General features: G+C 63.2%; 15 protein-coding genes. 5 read left to right on the plus strand and 10 right to left on the minus strand.

Annotated elements, in window-relative coordinates; genetic code table 11:
- Nucleotides 1–32: 32 nt before the first annotated feature.
- Nucleotides 33–6452 carry a non-ribosomal peptide synthetase gene (locus AB4N92_RS25360; protein WP_236267310.1) on the minus strand — a complete coding sequence of 2140 codons (6420 nt, stop codon included), beginning with the start codon at nucleotides 6450–6452 and terminating at the stop codon, nucleotides 33–35.
- A 295-nt stretch (nucleotides 6453–6747) separates the two neighbouring features.
- Between AB4N92_RS25360 and AB4N92_RS25365 the strand changes: the two genes are divergently transcribed.
- From AB4N92_RS25365 to AB4N92_RS25375, 3 genes are read left to right on the plus strand one after another with little or no spacing between them, the layout of a single operon-like run.
- Complete coding sequence (locus AB4N92_RS25365) at nucleotides 6748–7632, plus strand: ABC transporter ATP-binding protein (RefSeq protein WP_198832047.1); 885 nt, start codon at nucleotides 6748–6750, stop codon at nucleotides 7630–7632.
- On the plus strand, nucleotides 7629–10682 hold the full coding sequence (locus AB4N92_RS25370) for a hypothetical protein (protein WP_236267308.1): 3054 nt from the start codon (nucleotides 7629–7631) through the stop codon (nucleotides 10680–10682). The genes AB4N92_RS25365 and AB4N92_RS25370 overlap by 4 nt, the downstream gene beginning before the upstream one ends.
- 33 nt (nucleotides 10683–10715) lie before the next feature.
- Nucleotides 10716–12863, plus strand: coding sequence for a TonB-dependent receptor (locus AB4N92_RS25375; RefSeq protein ID WP_236267305.1), 2148 nt, complete (start codon nucleotides 10716–10718; stop codon nucleotides 12861–12863).
- Nucleotides 12864–12987: 124 nt separating this feature from the next.
- On the opposite strand, the gene AB4N92_RS25380 is transcribed toward AB4N92_RS25375, so the two are convergent.
- On the minus strand, nucleotides 12988–15042 hold the full coding sequence (locus AB4N92_RS25380; protein WP_010210573.1) for a TonB-dependent receptor: 2055 nt from the start codon (nucleotides 15040–15042) through the stop codon (nucleotides 12988–12990).
- A 330-nt stretch (nucleotides 15043–15372) separates the two neighbouring features.
- Between AB4N92_RS25380 and AB4N92_RS25385 the strand changes: the two genes are divergently transcribed.
- Nucleotides 15373–16263, plus strand: a complete 891-nt coding sequence (locus AB4N92_RS25385; protein ID WP_010210572.1) for a helix-turn-helix domain-containing protein — start codon at nucleotides 15373–15375, stop codon at nucleotides 16261–16263.
- Nucleotides 16264–16390: 127 nt separating this feature from the next.
- Here the strand turns inward: AB4N92_RS25385 and AB4N92_RS25390 are convergent, their stop codons facing one another.
- The 8 genes from AB4N92_RS25390 to AB4N92_RS25425 all read right to left on the minus strand — a co-directional run bounded on the left by AB4N92_RS25390 (nucleotide 16391) and on the right by AB4N92_RS25425 (nucleotide 24411).
- Nucleotides 16391–16963, minus strand: a complete 573-nt coding sequence (locus AB4N92_RS25390) for a TetR/AcrR family transcriptional regulator (protein ID WP_010210571.1) — start codon at nucleotides 16961–16963, stop codon at nucleotides 16391–16393.
- 108 nt (nucleotides 16964–17071) lie between these two features.
- Nucleotides 17072–17782, minus strand: a complete 711-nt coding sequence (locus AB4N92_RS25395; RefSeq protein ID WP_021492009.1) for an SDR family oxidoreductase — start codon at nucleotides 17780–17782, stop codon at nucleotides 17072–17074.
- Nucleotides 17769–18089 (minus strand): Dabb family protein, encoded by a 321-nt coding sequence (locus tag AB4N92_RS25400; RefSeq protein WP_010210569.1) that lies wholly within the window; start codon nucleotides 18087–18089, stop codon nucleotides 17769–17771. The genes AB4N92_RS25395 and AB4N92_RS25400 overlap by 14 nt, the downstream gene beginning before the upstream one ends.
- Nucleotides 18082–18954, minus strand: coding sequence for a sugar transporter (locus tag AB4N92_RS25405; protein ID WP_042571169.1), 873 nt, complete (start codon nucleotides 18952–18954; stop codon nucleotides 18082–18084). The genes AB4N92_RS25400 and AB4N92_RS25405 overlap by 8 nt, the downstream gene beginning before the upstream one ends.
- Nucleotides 18955–18963: 9 nt before the next feature.
- Complete coding sequence (locus AB4N92_RS25410; RefSeq protein ID WP_460128582.1) at nucleotides 18964–20685, minus strand: thiamine pyrophosphate-binding protein; 1722 nt, start codon at nucleotides 20683–20685, stop codon at nucleotides 18964–18966.
- Complete coding sequence (locus AB4N92_RS25415) at nucleotides 20682–21875, minus strand: enolase C-terminal domain-like protein (RefSeq protein WP_044287164.1); 1194 nt, start codon at nucleotides 21873–21875, stop codon at nucleotides 20682–20684. Before AB4N92_RS25415 ends, AB4N92_RS25410 begins: the two co-directional genes overlap by 4 nt.
- On the minus strand, nucleotides 21862–22740 hold the full coding sequence (locus tag AB4N92_RS25420) for an alpha/beta hydrolase (protein WP_021492013.1): 879 nt from the start codon (nucleotides 22738–22740) through the stop codon (nucleotides 21862–21864). The genes AB4N92_RS25415 and AB4N92_RS25420 overlap by 14 nt, the downstream gene beginning before the upstream one ends.
- A gap of 15 nt (nucleotides 22741–22755) precedes the next feature.
- On the minus strand, nucleotides 22756–24411 hold the full coding sequence (locus tag AB4N92_RS25425) for a GH3 family acyl-acid amido synthetase (protein ID WP_021492014.1): 1656 nt from the start codon (nucleotides 24409–24411) through the stop codon (nucleotides 22756–22758).
- A 314-nt stretch (nucleotides 24412–24725) separates the two neighbouring features.
- Between AB4N92_RS25425 and AB4N92_RS25430 the strand changes: the two genes are divergently transcribed.
- Nucleotides 24726–25712 (plus strand): aldo/keto reductase, encoded by a 987-nt coding sequence (locus AB4N92_RS25430; protein ID WP_010210562.1) that lies wholly within the window; start codon nucleotides 24726–24728, stop codon nucleotides 25710–25712.
- Nucleotides 25713–25722: the final 10 nt, after the last annotated feature.

The following is a 25722-nucleotide window of genomic DNA, read 5'->3' on the forward strand; positions in this document are numbered from 1 at the left end:
AGCTCCTGGGAAAAAGGGAGGTTGCGCGGGCATCAGATGACGCCTTCTTCAAGGGTGTGCGGGGTGGGCAGGCGTTCGAGGGTCTGCGCCACTTCCAGCAGGCTGGCGGCGCCGAACAACTGGCCCATGGGCAGTTCCACGCCAAGGCGGCCGCGCAGCATTTCGAGAAAACGCGTGGCCAGCAGGCTGTCGCCACCCAGGCGGAAAAAGTTGTCGTGGCGCGATACGTTCGGCACCTTGAGCAAGTGCTGCCAGAGCTCGGCGATCACGTGTTCGCCGGCGCTCAGCGGTTGCTCATCCAGCGCCACGCGTGACTGGGCAGCGGCGGTCAAGGGGGCGAGCAGTGCACGGCGATCGACCTTGCCGTTGCTGTTCAATGGCAGGCGTTCAAGTACCAGGACCTGTTCCGGGCGCATGTACGCCGGCAGGCACTGTTCCAGGTGTTGCGCCAGCACCTCGGCGCAGGTGCTGGCAGTGACAGCGGCCATCAGACGGTTGTCGACGACCAGCGCCACGGCGCTGTTCACACAGGGATGGCGAGCCAAGGCGGCTTCGATCTCGCCCAGCTCGATGCGATGACCACCGATCTTCACTTGACTGTCGGCCCGCCCGAGAAACTCCAGCAGGCCATCAGGGTGGTAGCGGCCGAGGTCACCGGTGCGGTACCAACCGTCCACAAAACGTTCGGCATTCAACTGCGGCGCGTGGCGATAACCGCGCGCGACGCCGGCGCCGCCGATCCACAATTCCCCCGTGACCCAGTCCGGGCAGTCACGGCCCAGGGCATCGACCACCCGGTAGGCCTGGTTGGTCAACGGCACGCCGTAGGGGATCGAACGCCAGCCCGGCAGTGGTGGTTGCACCTCGAAGTGGTTCGACCAGATCGCCGCTTCGGTCGCGCCGCCAAGGGCGATAAAACGGCAACTGGGGGCCTGGTCTTGCAGGCGTTGCGGCAGGTCGAGGCCGATCCAGTCGCCGGACAGCAGCGCGACCTTCAGATCCAGGCGCTGACGGTCTTTGGCGTTGGCTTCCAGCAGCATGTCGAGCAGCGCCGGCACGCTGTTCCACAAGGTCACGCGGTGCTGTTGCAGTGCCTTGAGCCAGGCCCGTGCATCGCGGCGCTGGTCTTCGTCGATCAGCACCAGGGCGCCGCCCACCGAGAGCAGGCCGAACAGGTCGTATACCGACAAATCGAAGTCCAACGCCGACAGGGCGAGGCCCCGGTCGGTGGCCTGGACGTCATAACGGCGGTTGATGTCGGCCACGGTATTCATCGCCGCACGGTGTGTGATTTCCACACCTTTGGGCTGGCCAGTGGAGCCGGAGGTGTAGATCACATACGCCAGCTCACCCGCCGCGAGAGGCCGTGGTGCCGCTAGCGGTTCGGCTTTCAGCGCGCTGGATGGGTTGAGGTGTTTGACGCCGGGCAGCTGCGGGTCGTGCTCGGCGAGCATCAGGGTCACGCCAGCCTGTTGCAGTATTCGCTGGCAGCGCTGCAACGGCTGGTCGACACCCACCGGCAGGTACGCGGCGCCGGCCGCCAGAATGCCCAGTACGCAGGCGACCTGCTGCGGCCCTTTGGCCAGGGACACGGCCACCAGGTCGCCGGGTGCGACGCCTGCATCCATCAGGCTGTGGGCGATACGCAACGCACGGTCAGCCAGTTCGCCGTACTTCAGCGTGCCGTGTTCACCCCATAACAGTGCCGGGCTTTGCGGAGTCTGGCGCGCCTGTTCAAAGAAGCCCTGGTGCAGCGTCGGGTCGCCCGGCACGCGGTCGCCCGGAGCGTTGAGCTGCGCACGCCGTTGCGCCTGGGCCTGGGGCAGCAGGTCAGGTGGAGCGCTGTCCCAGGCGTGCTCGGCCAGCCAGTTGAGGCTATGCAGGTAAGCGGCGAACATCGTTTCGACCAAGCCTTCGGGAAACAGGCCGACCACACGATCCCAGTTCAGGGCGATACCACCGTTCGCTTCGACGACCTGGTGGTCGAGCCACACTTGCGGGGTTTGTGTCAGGCCGAACACCTGGCGGGCAAACGGGCCATCCACCGGTGCCGCCGTGCCATTCGGCACGCCCAGGGCACTGGTGAACACCACTGGCATGCTCACCTGTTGCTCGCCATTGCCACGGGCCAGTTGGCGCAGCAGGCTGACCGACCCCACGCAGCGATGCTCCAGCGCCTCGCCCAGGGATTGCTGGGTACGCCGTGCGCGGTCGACCCAACGCTCACCCGCCACCGGCACATAACCGAGCAGGGTCAGCGAGGTAAAGTCGCCCATTATTTGGTCGACCTGTGGGTGCAGGGGGCGGCGATCGAACAGCGTGAGGTTCAGGCTTAGGTCCGGGCGTGCGCTCCAGCGGCCGAGGGTTTCGGCAAAGGCACAGAGCAGCACCGCTGAGGCGGTCAGCCCTTGTTGCTGGGCCTTGGCCAGGATCGCTTGCCAGGCGCTGGCATCGATCTGCCCCTGCAGGCGTTCAAAGCGTGGCCGGCCGAGGCTGGCGGGGTCGGCGGCCAGCGGCAATTGCGGGTGGGGGGGCAATTGCGGCAGACGTTCCTGCCAGAAGCGCTGCGCGGCTTGCAGTTCGGCAGGCGCCGCGGCGCACTGCAATTGGTAATCGCGGAACGACAGAGCCAATGGGGCGAGCGCCATGTCGGGCTCACGGTACAAGGCATCGAGTTCGGCGTAGAAACGCAGGATGCTCAGGGCATCGAGGATCAGGTTGTCCAGGCTGATCGCCAAGCGTGTATGCCGGCCATGGGTAACCGCTTGCACGTCGAATAGCGGCCATTGGTGGGGGTCGAACACGCGATGGGCACAGTGCTCGCGCAGGTCGTCGAGGCTGGCGTGGCCCTGGCCGATCAGGAAGGGCGGCACCTGTTGCAGGATGCGCGCCTGGCCGCTGTGATCGAACACGGCACGCAACATTTCGTGGCGCTCGATCAGACGCTGCAGGGCGCGTTGCAGGCGCGGCAAGTCGAGGTCCTCGACGTCGTATTCACGGTAGAAGTGGCAACTCACGCCCCCCAACACCAGGCTGGGATCGCGGCCCAGCCAGTACGCCTGTTGCACCTCGGTCATCGGGAACGACGCATGGCGTTGAGCCAGGTCTGCAACAATGGTGCGCGCGGATTCGGCCCGGACCTGTTGATGCAGAGTGGTACAAAACTGCGCCAACACCGGCTTGGCAAACACCTGGGCGATGCGTGCACCGCCCAACCCGTGTTCGGCGAGCAGGCGCACCAGGCGGGTAGCGCTCAGGGAGTCGCCGCCCAAGGCAAAGAAATTGTGCTCGCGGCACACCTCGCTACAGCCGAGCAGCTGCTGCCAAGCGCGGGCCACCTGTTGTTCGATGACGCCGCAGGGCGGTGTCAGGTTGGCCTGCTGCGCCGGGCTGTGCTGGGCGAGCCAGGCGTGTAGGGCCTTGCGGTCGACCTTACCATTGCCGGTCAAGGGCAACTGCGCGCAGCCGAGGATGAACGTGGGAATCATATACGCCGGCAGGCGCTCGGCCAGGCCCTGCAGGTCAATGGGCGCAGGCTGCGCGGGGCCGTGCGCCTGGCGTACAACCGCCGCCAATTGCTGGCCGGCCAGCAGCACGACGGCGTGCTCCACGCCTGGGCAGGCCAGCAGTGCCTGTTCGACTTCGCCAGCTTCGATGCGATAGCCGTGCAGCTTGAGCTGGAAGTCTGTACGCCCGAGGAATTCGACATTGCCGTCGGGGTGGTAGCGTGCACGGTCGCCAGTGCGGTACCAGCGCTGGCCTTGATAGTCGACAAAACGCTCGGCGCTGCGCACGCGGTCGCCGCGATACCCTTCGGCAACCCCGGCGCCGCCGATCCACAGTTCCCCGGCCACCCAGTCCGGGCAGTCATGACCCTGGTGGTCGACAATGCGCAGGCTGACGTTGTCCAGCGGTTTGCCGTAGGGCAGGCAATGCCATTGCAGCGGTTGGCCGGGGAACGCTTCGAACAGCGTCGAGTGGATCGCCGCTTCGGTGGCGCCGCCCAAGGCCATGAAGCGACAGCCTGGCGCCTGAGCCCACAATCTTGGCGCCAGGTCCGGGGCGACTTTGTCACCGCCCAGCAACACCGCACGCAGCGGCAGGCGGGCGTCGACCGCCGCGCAACCGAGCAACATGTCCAGCAGCGCCGGCACGCAGTTGAGCACGCTGGCGTGGTGCAGCAAGGCCAGTTCACGCCAGCGCAGGGCATCGCGCTGCGCTTCGGGCTCGATGCCAATCACCGCCGCGCCGGTGGACAGAGCGGCAAACAGGTCGAACACCGACAGGTCGAACTCCAGCGCAGAGAGCGCGAGAATGCGATCGTCGGCGGTCAACTGCAGGCGCCGTTGCAGGTCGTCCAGGGTGTTGGCTGCGGCCAGGTGGCTGATTTCCACGCCCTTGGGGTCGCCGGTGGAACCGGAGGTATAGAGGATATAGGCCAGGTCGCTGATCGCGCCGGGCCGGGGGGCTTCCAGCGCGGGGCCCTCGGATGGCAGGGCCTTGAGCAGTAACCGCGCGCCCGACCCGTCACAGATTTTCTGGCAACGCGCCTCGGGCTGGTCGATGCCGATCGGCAGGTACGTGGCACTGCAGGCGAGGATGCCCAGCACCGCGATGACCTGTTCGGGCCCCTTGGGCAGTTGCAGCGCCACCACATCGCCGCGCCGGATACCTTGGTCTTCCAGGTACGCCGCCAGTTGCAGGGCACGCTCTGCCAGCTCGCCATAGCTGATGACGGGAGGGGTGCCTTGCAGCAATGCGGGCAATGTGGGCGTCAGGCGTGCCTGGGCAAAAAACGCTTCATGCAGGCGCTTGACGGGCAGGGCGACACGTTGGCCTTGCACGGCTTGGCGCACTGCCAGTTGCGCGGCGGGGACCAGCGCTGGCGGTGCCTGATGCCAGCTGGCGGGGTCAAAACACAGGCGTTGCAGCAGGTCGGTATAGGCCTTGAACATGCCATCGAGCACGCCGCCGGCGAACAACCCTTCACGCGCATCGAGGTTGACCAGGATACCGCCGTCCAGCTCGGTGACTTGCGCATCGAGCCATACCTGCGGGCCTTGGGAAATGATCCATGCCGGCTGGCCAAAACTGGCTTGTACGCCCTCGGCGAACAGCTCGCCCAAGCCCAGCGCGCTGGTGTACACCACGGGTGCCAGCACTTGCTCACCGCGTTGGCGGGACAGTTCGCGCAACACCTCCAGGCCGGAAAACGCACTGTGTGCGACGTCGCTGTGGAATCGCCGTTGCAGGGCTGTGGCGCGTGCGGCAAACGTGCCGGCGCCCCGGCCGTCCCAGGCCAGCAGGATCGACGAAGTGAAGTCCCCGACCAGACGATCGACGTCGGCATGCAGCGGTGTGCGGTTGAACAGCGGCAGGTTGAGCAATAACTCGGGTGTATCGCACCAGGCGCCAAGGGCCTCACAGAACACCGCCGCCAGCGCCATGGCCGGCGTGAGCCCGTGTTCCCGCGCCTGGCGTTCGAATGCCTGGCGTTCTGACGGCGGCAGCCAATGGTGACGACGGCAGACCTGGCGGTCATCGCCCTGGGGCTTGATCGGTAGGCTCGGAGCACCGGGCAATTGATCGAGGCGCTGTAACCAGTAGTCGCGCGCTTGTTGGTGGCGATCACGCTGCTCGGCGCTGTTCTGTTCCTGGCGCAGGTCGGCCAGGTAGCGGGCAAAGTTGTAGTCCAGCGCGGGCAGGGGGTGTTGGCGGTACAACTGCACCAGGTCGCCGAGCAGAGTGCGCAGGCTCAGGGCATCGGCGGCGAGCATGTCGAGGTTCAGGTGCAGACGGGTGCCGTTGGGCAACAGCGATAGCTGGATATCCAGCACCTGGCCTTGTTCAACGGCCAGCTGACGGTGGGACAGCTCGGCGCGCAAGGCCGCCAACCGTTGCTGCACCTGCTCGGCGCTGGCCTGGCGCAGGTCATGCACCGTCAATCCTGGCCACGGGCTGTGCGCGAGGATCTGCTGGCGGCCGTCATCGAGAAACTGCGCCCGCAACATCGGGTGCCGCGCGAGCAGGGCACGCACGGCCGCTTCCAACCGTATCGGGTCAACGTCCTGGCCATCGAACTCGTTATAGAAGTGCGCGGCCACGCCACCCAACTGTTGGCCGGGGGCGCGGCCGATCCAGTAGGCGTGCTGCATCGGCGCGAGTTCGAACGGTAAGCTGTCGTCGATAGAGGTGCTGATCGGCGCGGTGGCTGTGGGCGCTGTGTCAAGCAGGGCCAGCCAGGCACACAGGCGCGGGTCCGCTACCAGGTCGGCGAAACGTGCGGCCAGGCCTTGGCGGCGCCATTGGCCGGCGAGGCGGATCAGGGTGACGGAATCCAGCCCCCATTCGATCAGGTTGGCCTCCAGGGGCACCTGGTCGGCGGGCAGTCCAAGGGCGTCGGACAGGGATTGGCGCAGCAGTATTGCGGTTGAGGTGCTGGGAGTGGCCATGGCTCAACGTCTTCTCATCGCTAGGGCCCGGACCGGGGTTGGCCCAGGCGCTGGGGGCAGGCAAATGCATGGGGGAAGATGCTAGTCATTCTCATTTTGGCGACTACCCGGATCGAATCGTTTTCGCCCCGTATCCGTTTGCCCAGTGCGGATTGCGCGGGCGCAGCGGCGGGGCATGCCGCCAATACGTCGCGCGATGCGGTTGGAAAATGACTTGAATCGGGTAGAGCTCGGCCCACGCCCTTGACTACCGTCGCTCGCCGCCCTTTTGCAGGGCCTCTTCATGGAGTTGCGGATGTCAGTCGATTCAGGTTTACAGGTGCGCGGCCTGCGCAAGCGCTACAACAATGGCGTCGAAGCGCTACGTGGCGTGGACCTGAGTGTTGGCCCCGGCATGTATGGTTTGCTCGGTCCCAACGGCGCGGGCAAGAGCAGCCTGATGCGCACCCTGGCGACCCTGCAGCAGCCGGACGCCGGCAGCATTCACCTGGACGGCGTGGACGTATTGCGCGGCCCCGACCATCTACGCCGCCGTCTGGGTTACCTGCCGCAGCAATTGGGCGCGTACCCTGGCGTGAGTGCCTGGGATTTGCTCGACCGTTTCGCCTGGCTCAAGGGCCGTACCGACAATCGCCAGCGCCGCGAGGAAATCGAGGCTCTGCTGCATAAAGTCAACCTGCAGCAGGCCGCTCACCGTGCGCTGGCGACCTATTCGGGGGGCATGTTGCGCCGGTTCGGTATCGCCATGGCGCTGGTGGGTTCGCCGCGCTTGCTGATCGTCGACGAACCCACGGCCGGCCTCGACCCGGCCGAACGTAACCGTTTTCATCGGGTGCTGGCGGATGTCGCCGCCGAGTCCATCGTGCTGCTCTCGACCCATATCGTCGAAGACGTCGAGAACCTGTGCAGCCGCCTGGCAGTGTTGGCCGGCGGGCAGATTATTGTCGAAGGTCGACCGGCCGATTTGCTCGCTGCCGAGCAGGGCCGACTGTGGGAAGCGCCATTCAGCCGCGGCGAAACGTTGCCCGCAGCCCTGCATGTGGCCGCCAGCCCCGAAGGCAGTCGCGTGATCGTGCATGGCGAGCGGCCGGCAGACTCGCGCTTCACCCCCCACGTGCCACGCCTGGAAGATATCTATTACCTGGCGCTGGCCCAGGCCGGTGAGGCGGTGGACGCATGAATACCTTCGCGTTGCTGCTGCGTGAAACCTGGGTGGAAGCCCGCGCCGGGCTGCGCAGCGGCATTCCCTTGCTGGTGTTTCTTGGCCTCACCGGCTACCTGCTGATGTCCCTGACAAATGCCGACTACGTGCAGAAAATGGGCGCCAGCGACATTGCCCGCAATGCGCCGAGCTTGATTTACCTGATGTCATGCGGCTGCATGTTCTTCCTGTTTTTTGCCTGGGCCTGGGTGTTTGCACAGCCGGCCCTGCGCGACCGCAAGGCACAGTTGGAAGAGGTACTGCTGGCCTTGCCGCTGTCGTTGCCGGCCTTGCTATGGGGGCGTTTTATCGGCGCGGCGCTGGTGGGCGGGTTGCTCGCCAGCTCGTTGATTGTCGGCTTCCTGGTCAGCCCGGTATTGGGCTGGCTCGGCTGGGTGCCGGCGGCGAGTATCGGTGCGCCGGTGTGGTCGGCGCTGGGGTTTGCCTGGATTGCCTTGCTGTTGCCGGTAAGCACCGGGATCGGCGCATTGTATTACCTGCTGGCGTTGCGCAGCCGTGGCCTGGCCGCGCCATTTGGCCTGGCGACGGTATTGATGCTGTTGTGGATGTTTGCGGTGGTGGTGCTCAAAGGCGGGCATATCAACCCGCTGTTGGCGGCCAGCCTGGACCCGTCGCTGTTTACCTTTGCTCAGGCCCAGATCGAAACCTGGAGCGCCGCGCAGAAGTCCCAGGCGCTGCTGGCGTTGACGCCGGGGTTTTGGCTCAACCGTGCGCTGTGGTGTGTGTTGCCGCTGCTGGTACTGGCCGTGGTATTGGCGCGCACCACTCGCCAGGGCCTGATGGGGCGCCGCAGCGGCGCGGTGCTGGCGGAACCACCGATGCTGCGCAGCAGTGACGTGCAGTTGCCGGGTCCATTGGCGGCCAGTTGTTGGGCGCACGCCGTGTGGCATGAAGCGCGCTGGCAGGTACGCCAGTTGTTTGCTCGGCGGATCTGGTGGGTGGCGCTCGGCTTGCTATTGGTGATGGGCGTGCTCAGCGGCTTTGTCCACGGCGTATGGCACGCGCGCGGGCCGATGGTGCCACGGGCGGATCTGACCCTGCCGCTGTTGTCGAGCGCGTTGTTCCTGGTGATCGCGTTTATCGTCGCGGCGCTGGTAGGCCTGGTGTGCCGTCGTGATGACGTCGAAGGCCTGGGTGCCATGTTGCAGGCCACGCCCGCGCCAACCTGGCTGCGGTTGTTCGGCCGCACGGCCTGTGTGTTGTTGGCCACCGTGACCCTGGCGCTGGTGCCGGGCATTGCCAGCCTGCTGATCAGCGCCATCGCTGCGCCCGACAGCCTGGCACCGGGCTTTGTGCTGATTTACCAGGCGCTGGTGTTCGCGCCGCCGCTGCTGGAACTGGCCACGCTGACGGTGCTGGTGCATGCGTTGATACGTCGCTCGGGGCTGGCTTACGCCATGTCGATGCTGCTGACGTTTTTCCTGGTGCTCAACCACGAACTGGGGCTGGTCAGCTATCCCGCCTATGCGATGGGGATACCGGCCCATGTGGCGTTGTCACAGCTCACCGGCTGGGCACCCTGGTTGCCCTATCTCGGCACCTTGGCGGGCTGGAAACTTGCGGGTTGCGTGGTGATGGTCGGCGTGGCGGCGCTGGTGTTACCACGTGGTCCCGAGCGACGCCGTATCGCTGACTTGCGCCAGCCGTTGCCGCTTGCCATGTTGGCTCTGGGCGCCTTGGGTTTGCTGGGCAGTGGCGTGGCTTTGCAGCGTTACCTGGTGGAGCAGGGCGACTACCAATCGGTGGCCGAGGAACGTGCCGAGCGCGCCGCCTGGGAACAGCGCTGGCTGGCCGGCGCGGCTGCCTGGCAGGTGGCGGGCGGGCGTGTGCAGTTGCGCGTCGATTCAACCGCGCGTCAAGTCGAGGGCCAGTGGACGCTGGACGCCATGGTCGCCCGCCAACTGGATGCCGAGTTGCCCCCAGGCCTGCGGGTGACGGCGGTCAGCGTGATGGGGCAACCGGTCACGTTCGAGCAGGCCACCGAACACCTGCGCGTGCCCCTGGCACAGTGCACGACGAACGCTTGCAGTGTGGAGCTGAACTGGATTGTCAGCGCCAACGGCTGGCCGTCGGAAGGCGAAGCCTACTGGCTGGGGCCGCACGGCGTGTGGCTGGAAGCACGCCGCGTGATGCCGCGCCTGGGTCTGGACAGCGAGCGGCTGTTGCGTGCGCCGGTGCAGCGCAGCGAGGCCGATTTGACGCCCGAAGTGCCTACCTTGGTGACGAATTCCGCCGTCGCCGTGGAGGCCGTTGCACCGGCGGGCGACTGGCAATGGCATGTTGAGATCGACGGGCAGGCCTTTAGCGGTCACAGCTCAGCGCCCATGGATTTTGCCTACAGCCTGCAGGCACGGGCGGATGCCAGTCGCCAGCAAACTGCCGTTGAAGTGCGTGAAGACCTGGACCTGATGAGCGCTTGTGTGGCGCGACGCCTGGGCAGTCGCCCGGCGGTGGATGACGTGAGCCTGTGGCCGACCGGCATGGGCGCCAGTCGCTTGAGCCACGGTCACCTGTTGCTCGCCCAATCGCCAGATTGGGACGCGGCTGCTGCCGGCGTCGGGCGCTCGGCACGCCGTGCGCATATCGCCGAACTGCTCGCCCGACGGATGCTGGTTGATGCCAGCGACCTGCGCCAGGTGCCGGGTTACTTGTGGTTGAGCCAGGGCGTAGCAGGTGCGATCGCTTTGCTGTGTGTGGCGGATGTGGACGGCCCTGAGGCTCGCGCGGTTCTGGTGAAGCTCATGGACGATGACCTGACCCGCGCGCTGGGCAATGACGGCGAACCCGTCGGCACCCTGGCCGATGCCCGCGAACACGGCTGGGCCGCCACTTATGCAGTGCTGGCGAGCCTGGGATGGACCGCTGCGCAAAGCCCCGAACAACTGAAGGCAATGACTGCCGCTATCCGAAACGGCCAGGGATGGCCGGCCGCGATCCAGCCTCTGCTGGGTGCGCCTGATCCGCAAGCGATCGCCGCCGCGCTCACGCGCTGGGGGCCTGCTCAATGAATTTGAATCATCCCTGCCTTTTGGAGTTTTTCCATGTCATCTGCTCTGTTTATCCAGCCGCTGCGCCGTCCCCTCGGCTGGCGGGCCAACGTCTTGACCCAGGCCATGGCGCTGGGTTTGTCCAGCCAGATGTGCACGGCCTATGCCGCTGACTATCAGCCGGAGGCCCCCGCGGAGTCCATTGAACTGGCTCCGCTGACGGTCAGCGCGCGGTTGAGCCAGGAGAGTGCCAAGGATATTCCCTTTGGTCTCTCGGTGATCGATGGGAAGACCCTGGAGACCCGGCGCCTGCGTACCCTGGAAGACGCGCTGCGGACCACGCCGGGGGTGGAGGTGAACTCCTGGGGCGGCGCGAATGACGCCAATGTGCGTATCCGTGGCGTCGGGTCACTGAACCAGATGAGCATGGATGACGGCTCGGTGGTGTTGAATGTGGACGGCGTGCCGATGTCAGTGCGCAATGCGGCGCTGGCCACCCTCGACGTGCAGCAGGTGGAGGTGCTCAAAGGCCCCCAGGGCACGTTACTGGGGCGCAACAGCGAGGCGGGCGCGATCAACGTGACCACCCGTAAGCCGACGCGCGAGCTGGAGGGGTATGTGCGTGGCGAAGTGGGTAACCAAGGCCAGTTCATGACCGAAGGCGCCGTGGGCGGGCCGTTGACCGACTCGCTGGCGGGGCGTATCGCCTTGCGTCGCAGCGGCTTTGATAACTGGGTCGATGATCAACAGAACGGCGACCCGCTGACCAAACCCCGAGACCTGGCGCTGCGCGGCAGCCTGCTGTGGGATAACGACCAGGGTACCACCGGCTTGCTGACCGCCGAGCGCCAGCGCGCCGAGCACTATGCGGGCCTGGAGCTGCTACGCCCGTTTGGCAATCGCCCGAGCCTGGACTACACGCCCGGCACATTCGATGGCAACCAGAAGACCAATGAGCGTTACTCCTTCGAACTCAACCACGACCTGGCGCAGTCGCGCATCACCTCGATCAGTGCCTACACCAGCACCGATTTCAATGCGGTCAAGGGCTACGATCGCAACATCACGCGGGCGTTGTACGGTTCTGCGTTCGAATACCTGATCGAAGACTCGGCCCATGAGCGGGTATGGAGCCAGGACCTGCGCCTGGGGTCGCTGGCGGATGCCGATGTGTTTTGGGTGACGGGGCTCAACTTGTCGCGCTCCGAGCGCAGTTTCGACTCCAACAATCTCACCAACGGCGCGCAGCAGTTGCGCGACTTCAGCACCAACAGTTACGCGGCCTATGGTGAGGTGACGTACCCAATTGCCGAAGACTGGAAACTCACCACCGGCCTGCGTCATACCTGGGACCGCAAGACCTATGGTGGCGATTACTCCACTGGCGGCGCGCTGGTCAGCGACAACCGGCGTTTGCAGGACAATTACAGCACCGGGCGCGTGGCGTTGAGCTACGCGCTGACGCCGCAGACCAATGTGTATGCGGTGCTGTCGCGGGGCTACAAGTCGGCGGGGTTCAACGATTACGCCACGTCGGTCAAGGACAGCGAACCTTACAAGGCGGCCAAGGTAAATTCCGCCGAGTTGGGCTTCAAGCATGAAAGTGCCGGGGGCGACCTGAGCCTGGAAGGGGCGTTGTTCATCACCCGCGTACAGGACGACCACCTGCTGGGCTACGATTTCAACACCCTGGCGGTCAGCGCGGTGAATGCCGACACCCGCAGCAAGGGCGCCGAGTTGTCGACTACCTGGCACGTCACCGATGAGCTGACCTTGGGCAGTGCCGTGAGCTACACCAATGCGGTGGTGACGTCGGATGCGCCGGGTGTTTCCGGCGGTGACGTGGCGGCGGGCAGTCGCGTGCCGGATGTGCCGCTGTGGAGCGGTAATTTCAGCGTCGCCTGGCAGAAGAACCTGGGGGCGTTGCTCGGGTTACCGGCGCCACGCCTGAACACCTTGCTCAATTACCGCGTACAGAAAAACCGCCCGGCCGACCCGCAGAACCACTACGACCTCAAGGGCTACGCCAAGCTGGACCTGCATCTGGGCCTGGAGAGTGGCGGTTCGGAGGTCTACCTGTGGGCCGACAACCTCCTGGATGCGCGCTACGACCTGTACGGCTCGTACTCCACTGACCAGGTACTAACGGGCATGCCAGGGCGTGGGCGTTCGGCGGGCGTGGGGTATAGCTACCAGTTCTGACCCACATCTGCCCCTGTAAGAGCGAGCTTTCTCGCGAAAGAACGTCCCGGTGCCGCGTTAAATCAGGTTGCTCGGTTAGCGTTGACGTTTTTCGCGGGCAAGCTCGCGCCGACAGGGGGGAGGGTCAGAACGTGTAGGTGTAGCCGACGCCCAAGGTTCGGCGGCGTGCCGGTGCACCGTAGGCCACCGGGTCACTGTAGAAACCGTAGGTGTCGTAGGTCTGGTTCAGCAGGTTGTCGGCGAAGGCATAGACTTCGCCGAACTTGCCTTCCAGGCCGGCGCGCAGGTCGAGTTTCTCGTAGTTGTCCAGGTTGAAGTGGTTTTGCGGGTCGGCCGCGCGTTCGCCCATCAAGTGGTAGTTGAGGCTGGTGTTGAGGGTGGTTTCGCCGAGGCTGGCGAAGGTGCCCAGTGGGTGTTTCCAGCTGGCGTTGAAGTTGCCGCTCCAGCGCGGGACATCCGGAGTGCGGTTGCCGGCCGCGACGTCACCAGCCTGGATGCCTTGCACGCCGCTGGTGATCTTGGCATCGAGGTAGGTGGCGCTGGCGGCCAGGGTCAGGCCGTAGTCGAAGCGCCAGCTGCCCTCCAATTCGGCGCCGCGGGTGCGGGTGTCGGCGTTGAAGGCATTGGTGGCGAAGGTCGCCGCGTCGTAGCCGAGCAGGTGGTCGTCGTGCACGCGGGTGAAGAACAGCGCACCGTTAAGGCTGCCGCGACGGTCTTCAGTTTCACTCTTGAAGCCCAGTTCCGCGGCTTTGCTGACGGCGGCCTTGTAGGGTTCGCTGTCGGTGACCTGCGAGGCGTAGTCATTGAAACCACCGGATTTATAGCCCCGCGCCAGTTGCACGTAGACGTTGGTTTGCGGCGTGAGGGCGTAGCTCAGGGCAACGCGGCCGGTGCCGTAGTCGTCGGTCAGCTTGCGTGAGTCCTGCACTGCACTGCTGCCGGAGAAGTATTGGCCGTCGTAGGTCTTGCGGTCCCAGGAGTGGCGGTAGCCGGTGGTGAGTTTCAAGCGCTCGGTGAGGGGGAAGGTCATTTCGCCATATCCGGCGTAGGTGGTGGTGGTGAAATCGCGGTACTTGGCGCCGGAGGTGCCGTAGGTGTTGCGCGGCGTGTCGTAGCTGCGCTCGTTGCGGCTGGCGGCGAGGCCCGCAACCCAGAACACCTCGGAGTCGGGCAGCGAACTCAAGTGCAGGTCCTGGCTCCAACTGCGCTCGAAGGATTTGTCCACCACCCAAAACTCGCTGGGGGTGCCGTACAGGGCGCCCATGAGTTTGCTGTCGTAGGCGATCAGGCCTTCGAAGTCGGCGGTGCCGGTGGCGGTGGTGGAGGTCAGGCGGCTGTTGGCGAAATCATGATCGACCTTGATGGTGTAGCGCTCGGTGGTCTTGTAGTTGTCGTCGAACAGGCCGGGGGTCAGGTTCAGGCTGGGGTCGCTGCCGTAGGGACGCAACACCAGGGAGTTGGTGGCGCGCTCGGTGTTCTGGCGTTCGGCGCTGACCAGCACATGGGTGTCATCGTTGAGGTCCCAGAGCAGGCTGCCTCGGTAGGCTTCGTTACGCGGCTTGGTGATGGGGTGGTTGGTCTGGTCGTTGTCGATCCAGCTGTCATAGCCGGCACGACGCACTGCCAGGCGACCGCTGAGGCTGTCGCTGATCGGCCCGCCGATGGCACCTTCGGTGAGGAACTGGCCTTCCTGGCCGACTTCGCCGCGCACATAACCTTCAAGTTCGCGGGTCGGTTGATGCGTGGTGATATTGACCGCGCCCGCCTGGCCAATCGCACCGGACAGCGTGCCCTGGGGCCCCTTGAGTACTTCGATGCGATCGACGTCCAGGGTGCCGAAACCGAGGCTGCGCGACGACACCGGCACACCGTCGATATTGAATGCCACCGAGCTGTCATCCATCGACATCTGGTACAGCGAACCGACGCCGCGGATCAGTACGTTGAAGTCATTCGGCCCTCCTGAGGAGTTGACGCTCACTCCGGAAGTGTTGCGCAGGGCACTCTCCAGGGTGTCGAGGCGTTGGGTGCGCAGTTGCTCGCCGCTGATCACGCTGAGGCTGATGGGCACTTCCTTCGGGTCTTCCTGCTCCATGCGCGCAGTCACCGTCGAGGCCGGCAGTTGCACGGGCTCGCTGATGGTGGTGGCGAGTGCCGAATTGGCCAATGTCAAACTCATGGCTATTGTTATAGTATTACGTTTGTAGCAAAATTGGCGGGTAGCCGTCGTGTTGCATCGTGCAGACATGATGGGACCTTGACTGAAGATTCTGATCGGCGCGCGTTGCGGGGGGCAGCGGCGATTTGGCGGAGCCTGTGCAGCGCGCCAGATGCTAATAATTATCAATTGCGTAATTCCACCCCGATGTGATCTGATTCGAGCCGTATCCGGTCAGCCAGGAGATTTACGATGTCAGCCGTTCAAGGAGGCGCAGGGGAGCCGATGCCGGTCTCGCGAATCATTACGGGAGGATATGGAAGCGACCTCGGACCAGGGGCGCACTGTCGCGTGACCCGCGTGTCGCTGCAGGACGGGCTGGACATCGTGCGTTGGCAAAGCACGTTCGAACAGCCGATCGAATTGCCCTTGCAAGACGACAGTGATTGCATCCATTTCAGTTTCACCAACCTGCTCAAGGGTAAAGCCTCGTGCAGCTTTCAGGAGGGGCGTCGGCAACGGCGCTATGCAATTGACGAGGGCGCCGGCAGCATCAGCTTCGGGCGTTGCCGCCATGGCCTGTATCACCAGCACGGCGAGATCGATAACATCACCGTGATGATTCGTCCTGAAGTGCTTGAGCAATGGGAGTTGAAACTCGATCCACTGTTGAACAAAGCGCTGGCCTGTGACCAATGCTTCCTCGATGGACACCGCAGTGGCGAAATGAGCGCGACTGCGCACCTGCTCGGCAGCGCTATGGATCAGGGGGCCGGACTGTCACCCGCCCAGCCGCGCAGCAGTCTATGGCTCTACGGGCAGAGCGTTACGCTGGTGAGTTTGTTCCTTGAGGTGCGCCAGGACGCTGAATGCACCTGTCGCGTCAGTAACACCGACCGCCAAAGGTTGGTGCGTGCCCGTGAGCGTCTGCTCGAAGACCTGGGCAAGGCGCCGAGCCTGTCGGAGTTGGCGCGTGAGTCCGGGTTGAGCCAACCCAAGCTGACACGCGGGTTTCGCCAACTGTTTTTCAACAGTGTCTACGGCGTGTTCCAGCAAGCACGAATGATTCAGGCACGCAGCCGCTTGATGAGCGGTGATGAATCCGTGATGCGCATTGCCTCGGACCTGGGGTACGCCAACGCGAGTCATTTTGCGACGGCGTTTCGCAAGCAGTTTGGAATCAACCCATCGACTTTCAAGAACGGCGGCAGAAGCAAATCATTTGGGATTAATGCTTCATAGACCGTTTCAATAGCGGCTATCGCGATAGGTCTAATAGCCTGCGCCAGCCCCGAAGTACCGGGGGAATTTGACGGCCCCCGCTTATTGAGCGCAATGGATTGGTGCCGCCCTAGCGGCAACGAGCCGTTCAGCGAATTTGCTTGCCTACGTTAAATCGAAGCAACATTAGCGCCGCATCGCATGCATCACTCGCATAGTGACTTCCACTGAACGCATGGGCACTCACCGTCGCCCCGTCCAGCAGCATAATGATGTAGGTCGCGAGTGTCGTGGCGGTCTCTTGGGGGTAGTGGCGGGTTATTTCGTCTTCTACAAGTCCATGCAGCTTGCGCTTGTAATCGAGGGCGATCTCTCGGATATCCGAGCGGTCCGGGAATTCGGCCACCGCTCGGCCGAACAAACAGCCTGCGAAGCTGGTCGAGCAGAACCACTGACCTCGCCAATCAAAGATCGAGATGATCTTCTCTTCCAGACTGGGCTTTTCGTCCATGCGCATCTTCAATTGCTTGAGCAGATGATCCGAGCGCTGTAACAGCACGGTTTTGACTAAGTCTTCTTTACCCGCGAAATTACGGTACATCGTCATCCTGGCGACGCCAGAGGCTTCAATGATCCAGTCGACGCCCACGGGGTGAAAACCGTATTGGGAAAACAGGCTGGTAGCAGTGTCGACGACATGCTGCTTTTTCGATACAGACAACTCGGAACTCCAGGCTCGGGCAGTAGAAATGGGCGAAAACCGTAACATTCTGATATAGACCAGTCTATCTCAGTCTTGATTCAGTATTTCGCCCATGCGTCGCAAACCTCAGGTCAATGTCACCGTATCGCCGCCATCCACGGCCAGTACGGTGCCGCTGATCATTGAGTTGGTCGCCAGCAACAGGGCGGCCGAGGCGATATCCTCAGGAAGCGCGATGCGCTTGACCGGCAGTGCTTGGCTGCGCTGGCGCATTTTTTCTACCAGGGCTTCGGGATGCATGCCAGTGTCGACAAAGCCCGGTGAGAGCACGTTGACCCGCACCGGTGAGAGTTCGCTGGCCAGCCCACGTGCCAGCCCCTCGATGCCGGCATTGACTGCGCTGATCAGCGCAGTTTGCGCACCGGCGCGCTGGGCAAAGCGCCCGGAGACCAGCGTGAGCGAGCTGTGCTCGTCAAAGGTGGCGAGCCGGGCAATGTGATAAGCCGCCCAGAACTTGCTGTCGAAGATGCGCTGGGCATCCTCCAGAGAAACGCTACGCAGTGGGCCGAAGGTCAGCGAGGCGGCGGTGACGACAATGTGCTTCCAGCGCGTCGGCCGGGAGAAAAAATCCTCCAGCTGCGCCGGTTGCGTAACGTCCAGTGCCTCGGTTGCCACGTTCGGGCCGATGTCGTGCGCAGCGCGATGCAACCGCGTCGTACTGCGCCCGGCCAAGGTGACTCTCGCTCCTTGCTGGTGGAACAGTTTGGCGATTGCAAAACCGATCCCGGCAGAGCCGCCGATGACCAACACCTCAGTAGTGGGTTCAAACGTAGGCATAGTGGTCTTCCTTCTGGTGTGCGGGCGCAGGGTGCGGGTAATCGAAAATCAACATCTGGCACAACGCGCGCAACCTGGGGCGGAAACCCGCATGCAGCGGATGTTCCCGCCAGCCGGGGAGTACCGACTCGTCGGTAAACGTGAGGATAAAACCCTGGTCGAAGCCCAGTGACCGCTCGCCGCTGTCTGCGATCACCTCCACCGCTACCAAGCCTGGCACCTGGCCGGGAAATGCGTGCAGTTCCTGCAGCAGCGTGGATACGGCGGCCGCGTCAGGGCTTTTGAGCAAAACAATGCGTTTAAACATGAACGTTCTCCCATTCGATCAAGTTGCTCAGGCGCGGGCCGTTGTCGAAATCGCACACCACGGTATCGCCGTGGCTAAGGTGGATACCGGCATCGGCGCTGTTGCGATCGGCGCCCAGGTACAGGTAGATCAGCGTGCCGGGCAGGCGCAGCGACGGGTGCTGCCAAAGGGTTTCGAACAGGTCGTCGGCGTCATAGCACAGGCACGACAGGCCGGTGCTGAAGCCTTGCTCCCAGTGCAGGTCGCCCGCGCGGTAGATGGATGTCTTGCCCTGTATCAGTTCGGGCAGGGGCTGGCGGTAGAGCAGGTGGGAGATGGCGCTGGGTTGTAACTTGGCGTAGGCCAGGTAGTTGCGCTTGGATTTGGCCAGGGCGATATCGGTCAGGTCGTTGCCGAAGGTGTAGCCGATATAGGTCGGGCGACTGTTATCGGCCACCAGAAACAGCGCTACCACTTCAGCTTCTTCGCATGCCGAGAGTGCGCCGCGGTTCATGCGCAGTACGTCGCCGCTGCGCTTGAGGGAGTCGGCAAAGCCCTTGATAAAGAAGGCCGGGCGCTCGCCGTGTTGCGGTGGTTCCGCGACTTTGCTCTGATGGGTCAGGCCAAAGCCGCACACCATGCCTTGGCGTGGGTCGGGCGGTTGCAGGCAGGGCAGCAGCTCGAAGCCGGCAAGGTCCGCAACGGTCAACGGCGCAGGGCTGTGCTCGCGCAGGTATTCCAGCGGCCCGCCGGGGTATTCGCCCGCCGGTGTGTCGCGCAGCAGCGTGTACAGGTCGCTCACCGGATAAAGGGTGTAGGGCCCGGTGGAGCTGGGGCGGGTGACGTAGCGCTGGCCATCCCGCGCGCATTCGAAAATGATCGACATGGGAAGCTCCTAGAGGGTCTTGATTTCGAGCAGGGCAGGCTTGCCGTAGGTGCGCATGTAGGACAGGCAGTCGGCGATCTTTTCCCCGATCTGCGCCGGTGTCTCGGCACTGCCAGGGCTATAGAGGTCAAAGGTTTTCGCCAGGGCGACGAAGTCCACCTCGTTCTCATGAAAGCTGGTCGCCAGATTGGACAGGTCGCTGGGCCGTTGACGCAGGTCGGCAATCCGTTCGGCGTGCTGCTTGGAATTGAGGTAGAGACGGTTGTTGATCACCAGCACCAGCAGGGGAGTGTCGTAGGCGGACAAGGTCCACAAGGCGCTTGGGGTATAGAGCAGGTCGCCATCCGATTGCAGATTGACGCACAGCCGGCCGCTGCCTTTGTGGGCGACGGCCGCACCGATGGCTGCGCCCAGGCCATAACCCAGCCCGGCGCCGCCGCTCATGCCGATATACGCTTCACTGCGCTCGATGGGCCAGAGCCCGCGCACCAGGGTGTCGATTGTCACGCTGCCAGTGTTGGTGAGTACCCAACGTTCATGGCTGATGGCTTCGTGGATAGCGATCAGCGCCTGGGCGATGGTCAAGCCGTCGGCGGGTTGGGTGACTTGCGCCAGCAGCGCCTGGCGACGCGCCTGCTTGTGGGCCGCAATGCGCTGGGTGCGCTCATCGACCAACGTCTGTGCCGTGTGAGTGCGAGACGCCGCCAACGCCTGCGCCGCCTGTGCGATACGCGTGATGGAGGCCGCCACATTGGCGTGCAGCGCCAGGTCGGCGCACACCAGCTTCTGGCTGTCGGCCACCCAACTGCTGATCAACAACGAGTGGGTGCCCAGGGTCGCGATGTAAAGACCAGCGTGGGGTTGCTGTCCGGAGTTGGCGAGCAGCCCATAAAGATCCTGGACTTCCAAGGCCAGCAGAAAGTCGCACTCGCTCATCAGTTGCGCATCGTGGTCCTGGAACACCAGCGGATGGGTATTGGGCACGTTGTAGCGGCCGTTACGTGAAATCACCGCCGCGCCTGTGAGGGTGGCGAGCCTCAGCGTTTGCTCGGCCTGCTCATCGTCCAGTGCGGCGTAATCAATCGCGATCACGGGGTGTTGTGCCGCCAGCATGCGGTCCACCAGTTCGTTCAGTTGCTCATCGTCCAGTGCCGGCAGGCGTTCCGGGCGTACCGCGCCGGATGGCAGCAAGAGTCCCGGCGCCAGTGACTCTTCTTGAACTGCACTGTCGATGGCGACATAACAAGGGGCGTGAGGTTCGGCCGCGCACAGCTTGAGCGCCCGTTGCACCGATTCCAGCGTGGCGGCTTGGGAGACCGGCATATCGGTCCATTTGGTGTAACCCGAGAGCAACTTGTCGATGCCCTGGGACGTGTGGATCCAGTCGATCCAGGGGCGACGCAGTGCGGCGTCGATCGGCCCGTTGCCGCCGAGCACCAACAGCGGGACCCGATCGCACCAGGCGTTGAAGATGGCCATGCTCGCGTGCTGCAAGCCGATATTGGCATGTACCAGCACCGCCATATGCTTGCCGCTGGCCTTGTAATAACCGTGGGCCATTGCCACCGAAATTTCCTCGTGGCAGCACATCAGGATGGCCGGTACGGCCGGGTCGGGGTGATGCACCAGCGAGTCATGAATGCCGCGAAATGACGCGCCGGGGTTGAAGCAGACGTACTCAATGCCCTGGTTGATCAGAAGATCGACAAGCAGATCGGAGAAATACTTCATCGTGCACGCTCCATGTGAAGAGATTCGTTGGGGTGTCTGTCGACACCGGTTGCACAGTGGTAGGGCTGCACATGGGACGTCAGGCGGCAGCCAAGGCCTGTTCGCGTCGGAACGGGCAAGTGAATGGCGTTGTGTTCTCTATCAATGGCTGGCATCGGTTCGAGCAGGTCGGTGTGGAAAAAACGATCGTGTTGCCCGGCTTCCACGCCGATAAAACCCTCGTAGGCCGTGAGCAGCGCACGGTGCGCGGCGATCAGCGGTCCGACTTCGGCAACTTGCACGCCAAGGTAAACGGGCAGCCCCCACGCGTGGCACTGCTCGATCATTCGCGCACTGGCCAACAGCCCACCGCATTTGGCGATCCGAAGGTTCACCGCATCCAGCGCCTGGTGTTGCCACGCCCGCGCCAGGCTGGACGCTGAGGTGACCGACTCGTCGAGCATGATTGCCACGCCATGCTTGAGCCTCGCCTGGCGGTAATCCTCCAGGCTGCCGGGCGGCAAGGGTTCCTCGAACAGCGCGACACCCAGTGCATGAAACTGTCGCGCGCTGCCGTGGAGTTGTTCGGCCGACCAACTCATGTTCGGGTCGACGTACAACGCCAGGGTCGGCGCCAGTGCCCGGATGGTTTCCAGGCGTTGTTGGTTGGCGTGCGGATCACCGGCCAGTTTGAGCTTGAGCGAGCGCAACGGTTTGCGCTGTTCAAGGAACGCCTGAACCGGTTGCGACAGGTCGAGTACCTGGGTGATGTTGATGTGCGCGGGCACGGTGCGGCGTGCCGTCGCGACGGCCTCGGTGATGCGCAGCAGGTAGGTGGACAATGGCAGGCCGGCCTGTTGGGCCAGCGAGTCGAGTACCGCCATTTCCACCACGCACCGCGTGTTGTTACCCAGGTTCTCACTGGCCTCGAATGGCAGGCCATGTTCATATAGTGCGCGCCCCCGGTCGACCGGGTCGCCGCTGGCCAATGCTTTTGCCAAGTGCGCGAAGTCAAGGCTGCGCAGTTGGGTCAGCACCGACTCGCAGTCTTCGCCTGTCACGTAGCGGCGCGGCGCGCATTCACCGATCCCTGTAAAGGCGCCGAGCGTCCAGCTGAGCACCACACTGTCTGAAGTGTGGCGTTGGTGGGCGCCATGCACGAACGGGTTGGCCATGGGCTGGCGTACCAGGTAGACCTCAGGCGGCGTCATAGGCGTAGCGTCCGTTGGCCTTGACGAAATCTGCGGTGAACTGCACCACCTGGCCCATCGCGGGGGTGAAAAACAGGTAGTGCTTGTCCTGATTGACCAGCAGGGTAGAGCCGTTGCGGCACAGGCGCTGGAAGTGACCAACGGTGGCGTTCACATCCACCAGCGGGTCTTTGTTGGCGCAGATAAACAGGCTGGGGGCGTCGATGGGTCGGGCATCGGCCGCCAGGTAGACCTTTTCCAGCGCCAGCAATTTTTTCCGCTCTCGATGTTGCAAATGAGTGGTGGCCAGCGTGTCGTTGCGGATGAATTCGGCCAGATTCGGGTTGGCGGTGAAGTCGTCCGGGTTGAGCCCCGCATCCCACAGCGTCTGCCTGTCGTCCAGATCGATGTCGGCGCGCTCCTGTTCACTGAGCCGGTCATGCATTTTGCCCAGCCAGGCCGAGCAGATGACGAGATTGTCATAGGGCAGCTCGGCGCGGGGGCTGCTTGCGATGGCGGCCAGCACCGATCCGCCCAGGCAGTGCCCGAACAGGCAAAGCGGCACATCGTCGGGCACTTCGCGACGAATGTGTTCGATGGCGGCCGAGGCATCCGTGTGCAACGTACGCACGTCCGGGAACCCATGTTTCTGACCGCTGCTGATACCGCACCCTTCGCGGTCCAGGGCGTAGAACGCGATGCCCAGGTTGGCGAATGCATTACCTACCGACCACAACCAACCGGCGTGGCTTTGCAGCCCATGAAAATACAGGATGGCGCCTTGCGGCTGCTGCGGGCGCCAGGCATGCAGGGCCATCCGCCGGTCTGCCTGAGCCAGGTAGTGGACTTCACGCGCAATGTTGTGCTGAAACAAGTGCATGTTCATGAGTGCCTCTCAAGATCAGAGTTGCTGGATGCCCAGCAGGGACAGGTCGGGTTGGAAGGGCTTGTACTTGATCTGCAGGGTTTTCCTGGCGGCTTTTTCCTGTTCGATCGCCATGGAGATCGCGTTGCCAGGCACAGTGATGACCTTGATTTGTCCCAGGCGCTTGCTGGAACGCTTGGACTCGTACTCGATATTGATCGCCTGCAGATGACCGTCGAGTAACTGGCTGAGGCGCTCCGACTCACCGCAAGGCGCGCCTGCCGCCTCGATGGCCACGGCGTAATAGGGCGTTTCGTTCCAGACCGGGGCGCACAGGTAAAGCCCGGCATTGGGGATGCCACACATCTGCACCGCTTCGTGCAGTTGGGTCTCGGTGATCTTTTCGCCGGTGAAAGAATGCATCACCCCATTACGCCGGCTGAAACTGATACGCGGCACGCCTCGGTAATAGCCGTGCACGCGATAGATATCGCCGGTGTACATGCGCACCATCCCGTTGCCCTGCCACATGACCAGGTGGTATTCGTCGCCTTCCTTGAGCTGATCCAGAGACACGGTCTGCGGCTGCACCTGATCACGTATCAGCGCATCCATATCCACTGATACGGGAATGAACTCGAAAAACGCCTGATCAACCGCCAACGGCTGGCTGTCCTGATCGTCATCCACGGGCAGGGTCACCACGCCTTCGGTGCCGCATGACATGAATGGCAGCACCTTGGCCTGCCCCATGATTCGCTCCAATTGGGGCTTGTAGAGCTTGGCCGACGCTGCAGTCCAGCAACTGAAGCGCTCCAGCCCTGGCCATACATCCGGCAGTGACACCCCGTCGCGGGCCAACACACTCTCCAGCCGGTGCGCAGCCGCAGGGTCGCCTGCCCGCATGAGGCTGCCGGCATGGGCGCCGTCGTGCAGGTCGCGCAGCAGGCGTTCACGGTTTTCCAGCAGGCAATGGTGCAGGGAGAGCAGAGTGCTGGGGTTGATGGCCGTGAGTAATCTGACGTCCTCACCCAGTGTCCACAGCAGCCGTGCATACATCTTCTGCTCATGGCTGGCATCCGGCGTCGGCGTAAACCAGGGCGCTTCATACCAGGGCGGGTTCCAGTCGCCGCTGCCGATCTGCGGGTGGCGGTTGCTGATCGCCTGGTAGGGCAAACCTTCAACGTACTCGTTGCTTGGGTCGCGAACGGTTTGCGTGTCCAGTGTGGCCCACGGATTTGCGTGCAGGGCCGGGTAGTCATGGGCAAAGAACCCCCACATGGCCTTGATGGCCGGCACCCGGTACTGGCGAATCCAGTGCAGCGTGTAGGGAATGCGCTTGGATTGCCCCGTGGTACCGCTGGTTTTGAGCCAGCGCACCACCGGGCTGCAACTGAGTATTCCGCCTTTTTGCTGGCCTTCACGCACCAGGATGTCGCGGAACCCTTCATAGGTCATGACCGGGATATTGGTGCGGGTGATCCTGCCGTTGCAGTGGCTGACCTGAAAACCGTTTTCTTTCCAAAACAACGACTTCTGGCACACGTGAATGATGTCTTCGAGCACGTGTTCCTGGGTCTTTAGGGGCTTGTCGAGCCTTTCCAAATAGTTCGCTTGCGCTTGGGCGCATTCCGCTTTGAAGGTCGGCACCCCGCGCTGCCAATGGCCGATCCAAGAGTCCATCTTGCCCATGCGTTCGTCCTCGATCTTGTGGAAAGAAAAAGAGACCGTGATGTCTCTGTTGAGAGTGTTTAGACGCTCAAAATATATGTGTCAATATGTTTCTGGCTATTGGATCCAATGATTTGGTTTTGGCGGAATAAAATTTTAAGATCGGTTATGAGGCATTAATAAATTGATTTATATAGTTATTTGTCATGTTTATGGCTCTTGCTAAGGGCATTCGAACCCGAAATAAAACAAAATATTTAGAAACATTGTATTGACGGGGAGGCGATAATTTGAAAAAGATGTAGAACGATCAGTATCACAAGGAGGGCGATTCCATGGTTTCGACGATCACGTTGGGCACACAGGGTCTGCAGGTTGGCCGCATAGGGCTGGGCTGCATGGGGATGAGCCAGTGGTATGGCGCCACGGATGACAACGAATCGCTACGCACCTTGCATCGAGCGTTGGAGCTGGGCGTGAACTTCTTCGATTCGGCCGAGGCTTACGGGCCGTTTACCAATGAGCGGCTGTTGCAGCGCGCTTTTGCCGGGCGCCGCGGGGAGGTGGTCATCGCCACCAAGTTCGGTTTCCGCATCGTCGACGGCCAGATCGTTGGCGTGGACAGCTCTGAAAGCAATCTGCAAAGAGTCGTCGAGGCCTCGCTCAAACGCTTGGGGACCGATTACATCGACGTGCTGTATCAGCACCGGTTGGATCCTACGGTTCCCATCGAAGAAGTTGTTGGGGCGATGGGGCGTCTGGTCGAGCAGGGCAAGGTCAAGTACCTGGGCCTTTGCGAGGTGGGCACGCGCACCATCGAGCGCGCCCATGCCACTCACCCGATTTCAGTGATACAGGGTGAGTACTCGTTGTGGGAGCGCAATGTCGAGCAAGAGATCCTGCCGCTGTTGCACAACCTCGGCATCGGCTACGTCGCTTTCTGCCCATTGGGCCGCGGGTTCCTGACCGGCAAGGCGGCCAGCGCTACTCACTACGACGCCAATGACTTCCGCCAGCAAGACCCGCGCTTTCGCGAAGAAAACTTTGCCGCCAACACCTTTCTGACCGAGTCGATTCTTGCGCTGGCCGATTCGTGGTCGATGACGCCTGCGCAGTTGGCGCTGGCCTGGTTGCTCACGCGCAGCCCGCACCTGGCAGTGATCCCCGGAACCAAGCGGGTCGCCTACCTGGAAGAGAACGTGGCTGCCGATGCCTGCGTGTTAAACGACGAACAATCGCACGCGATCCAGGCGTTGCTTGGGCAGTGGGCGGTGGCGGGTGAACGCTACGAACAGCGAATGATGCAATTCATCGACCGATAGGCACTGCCAC

The organism is Pseudomonas sp. S3_A09 (assembly GCF_054668065.1).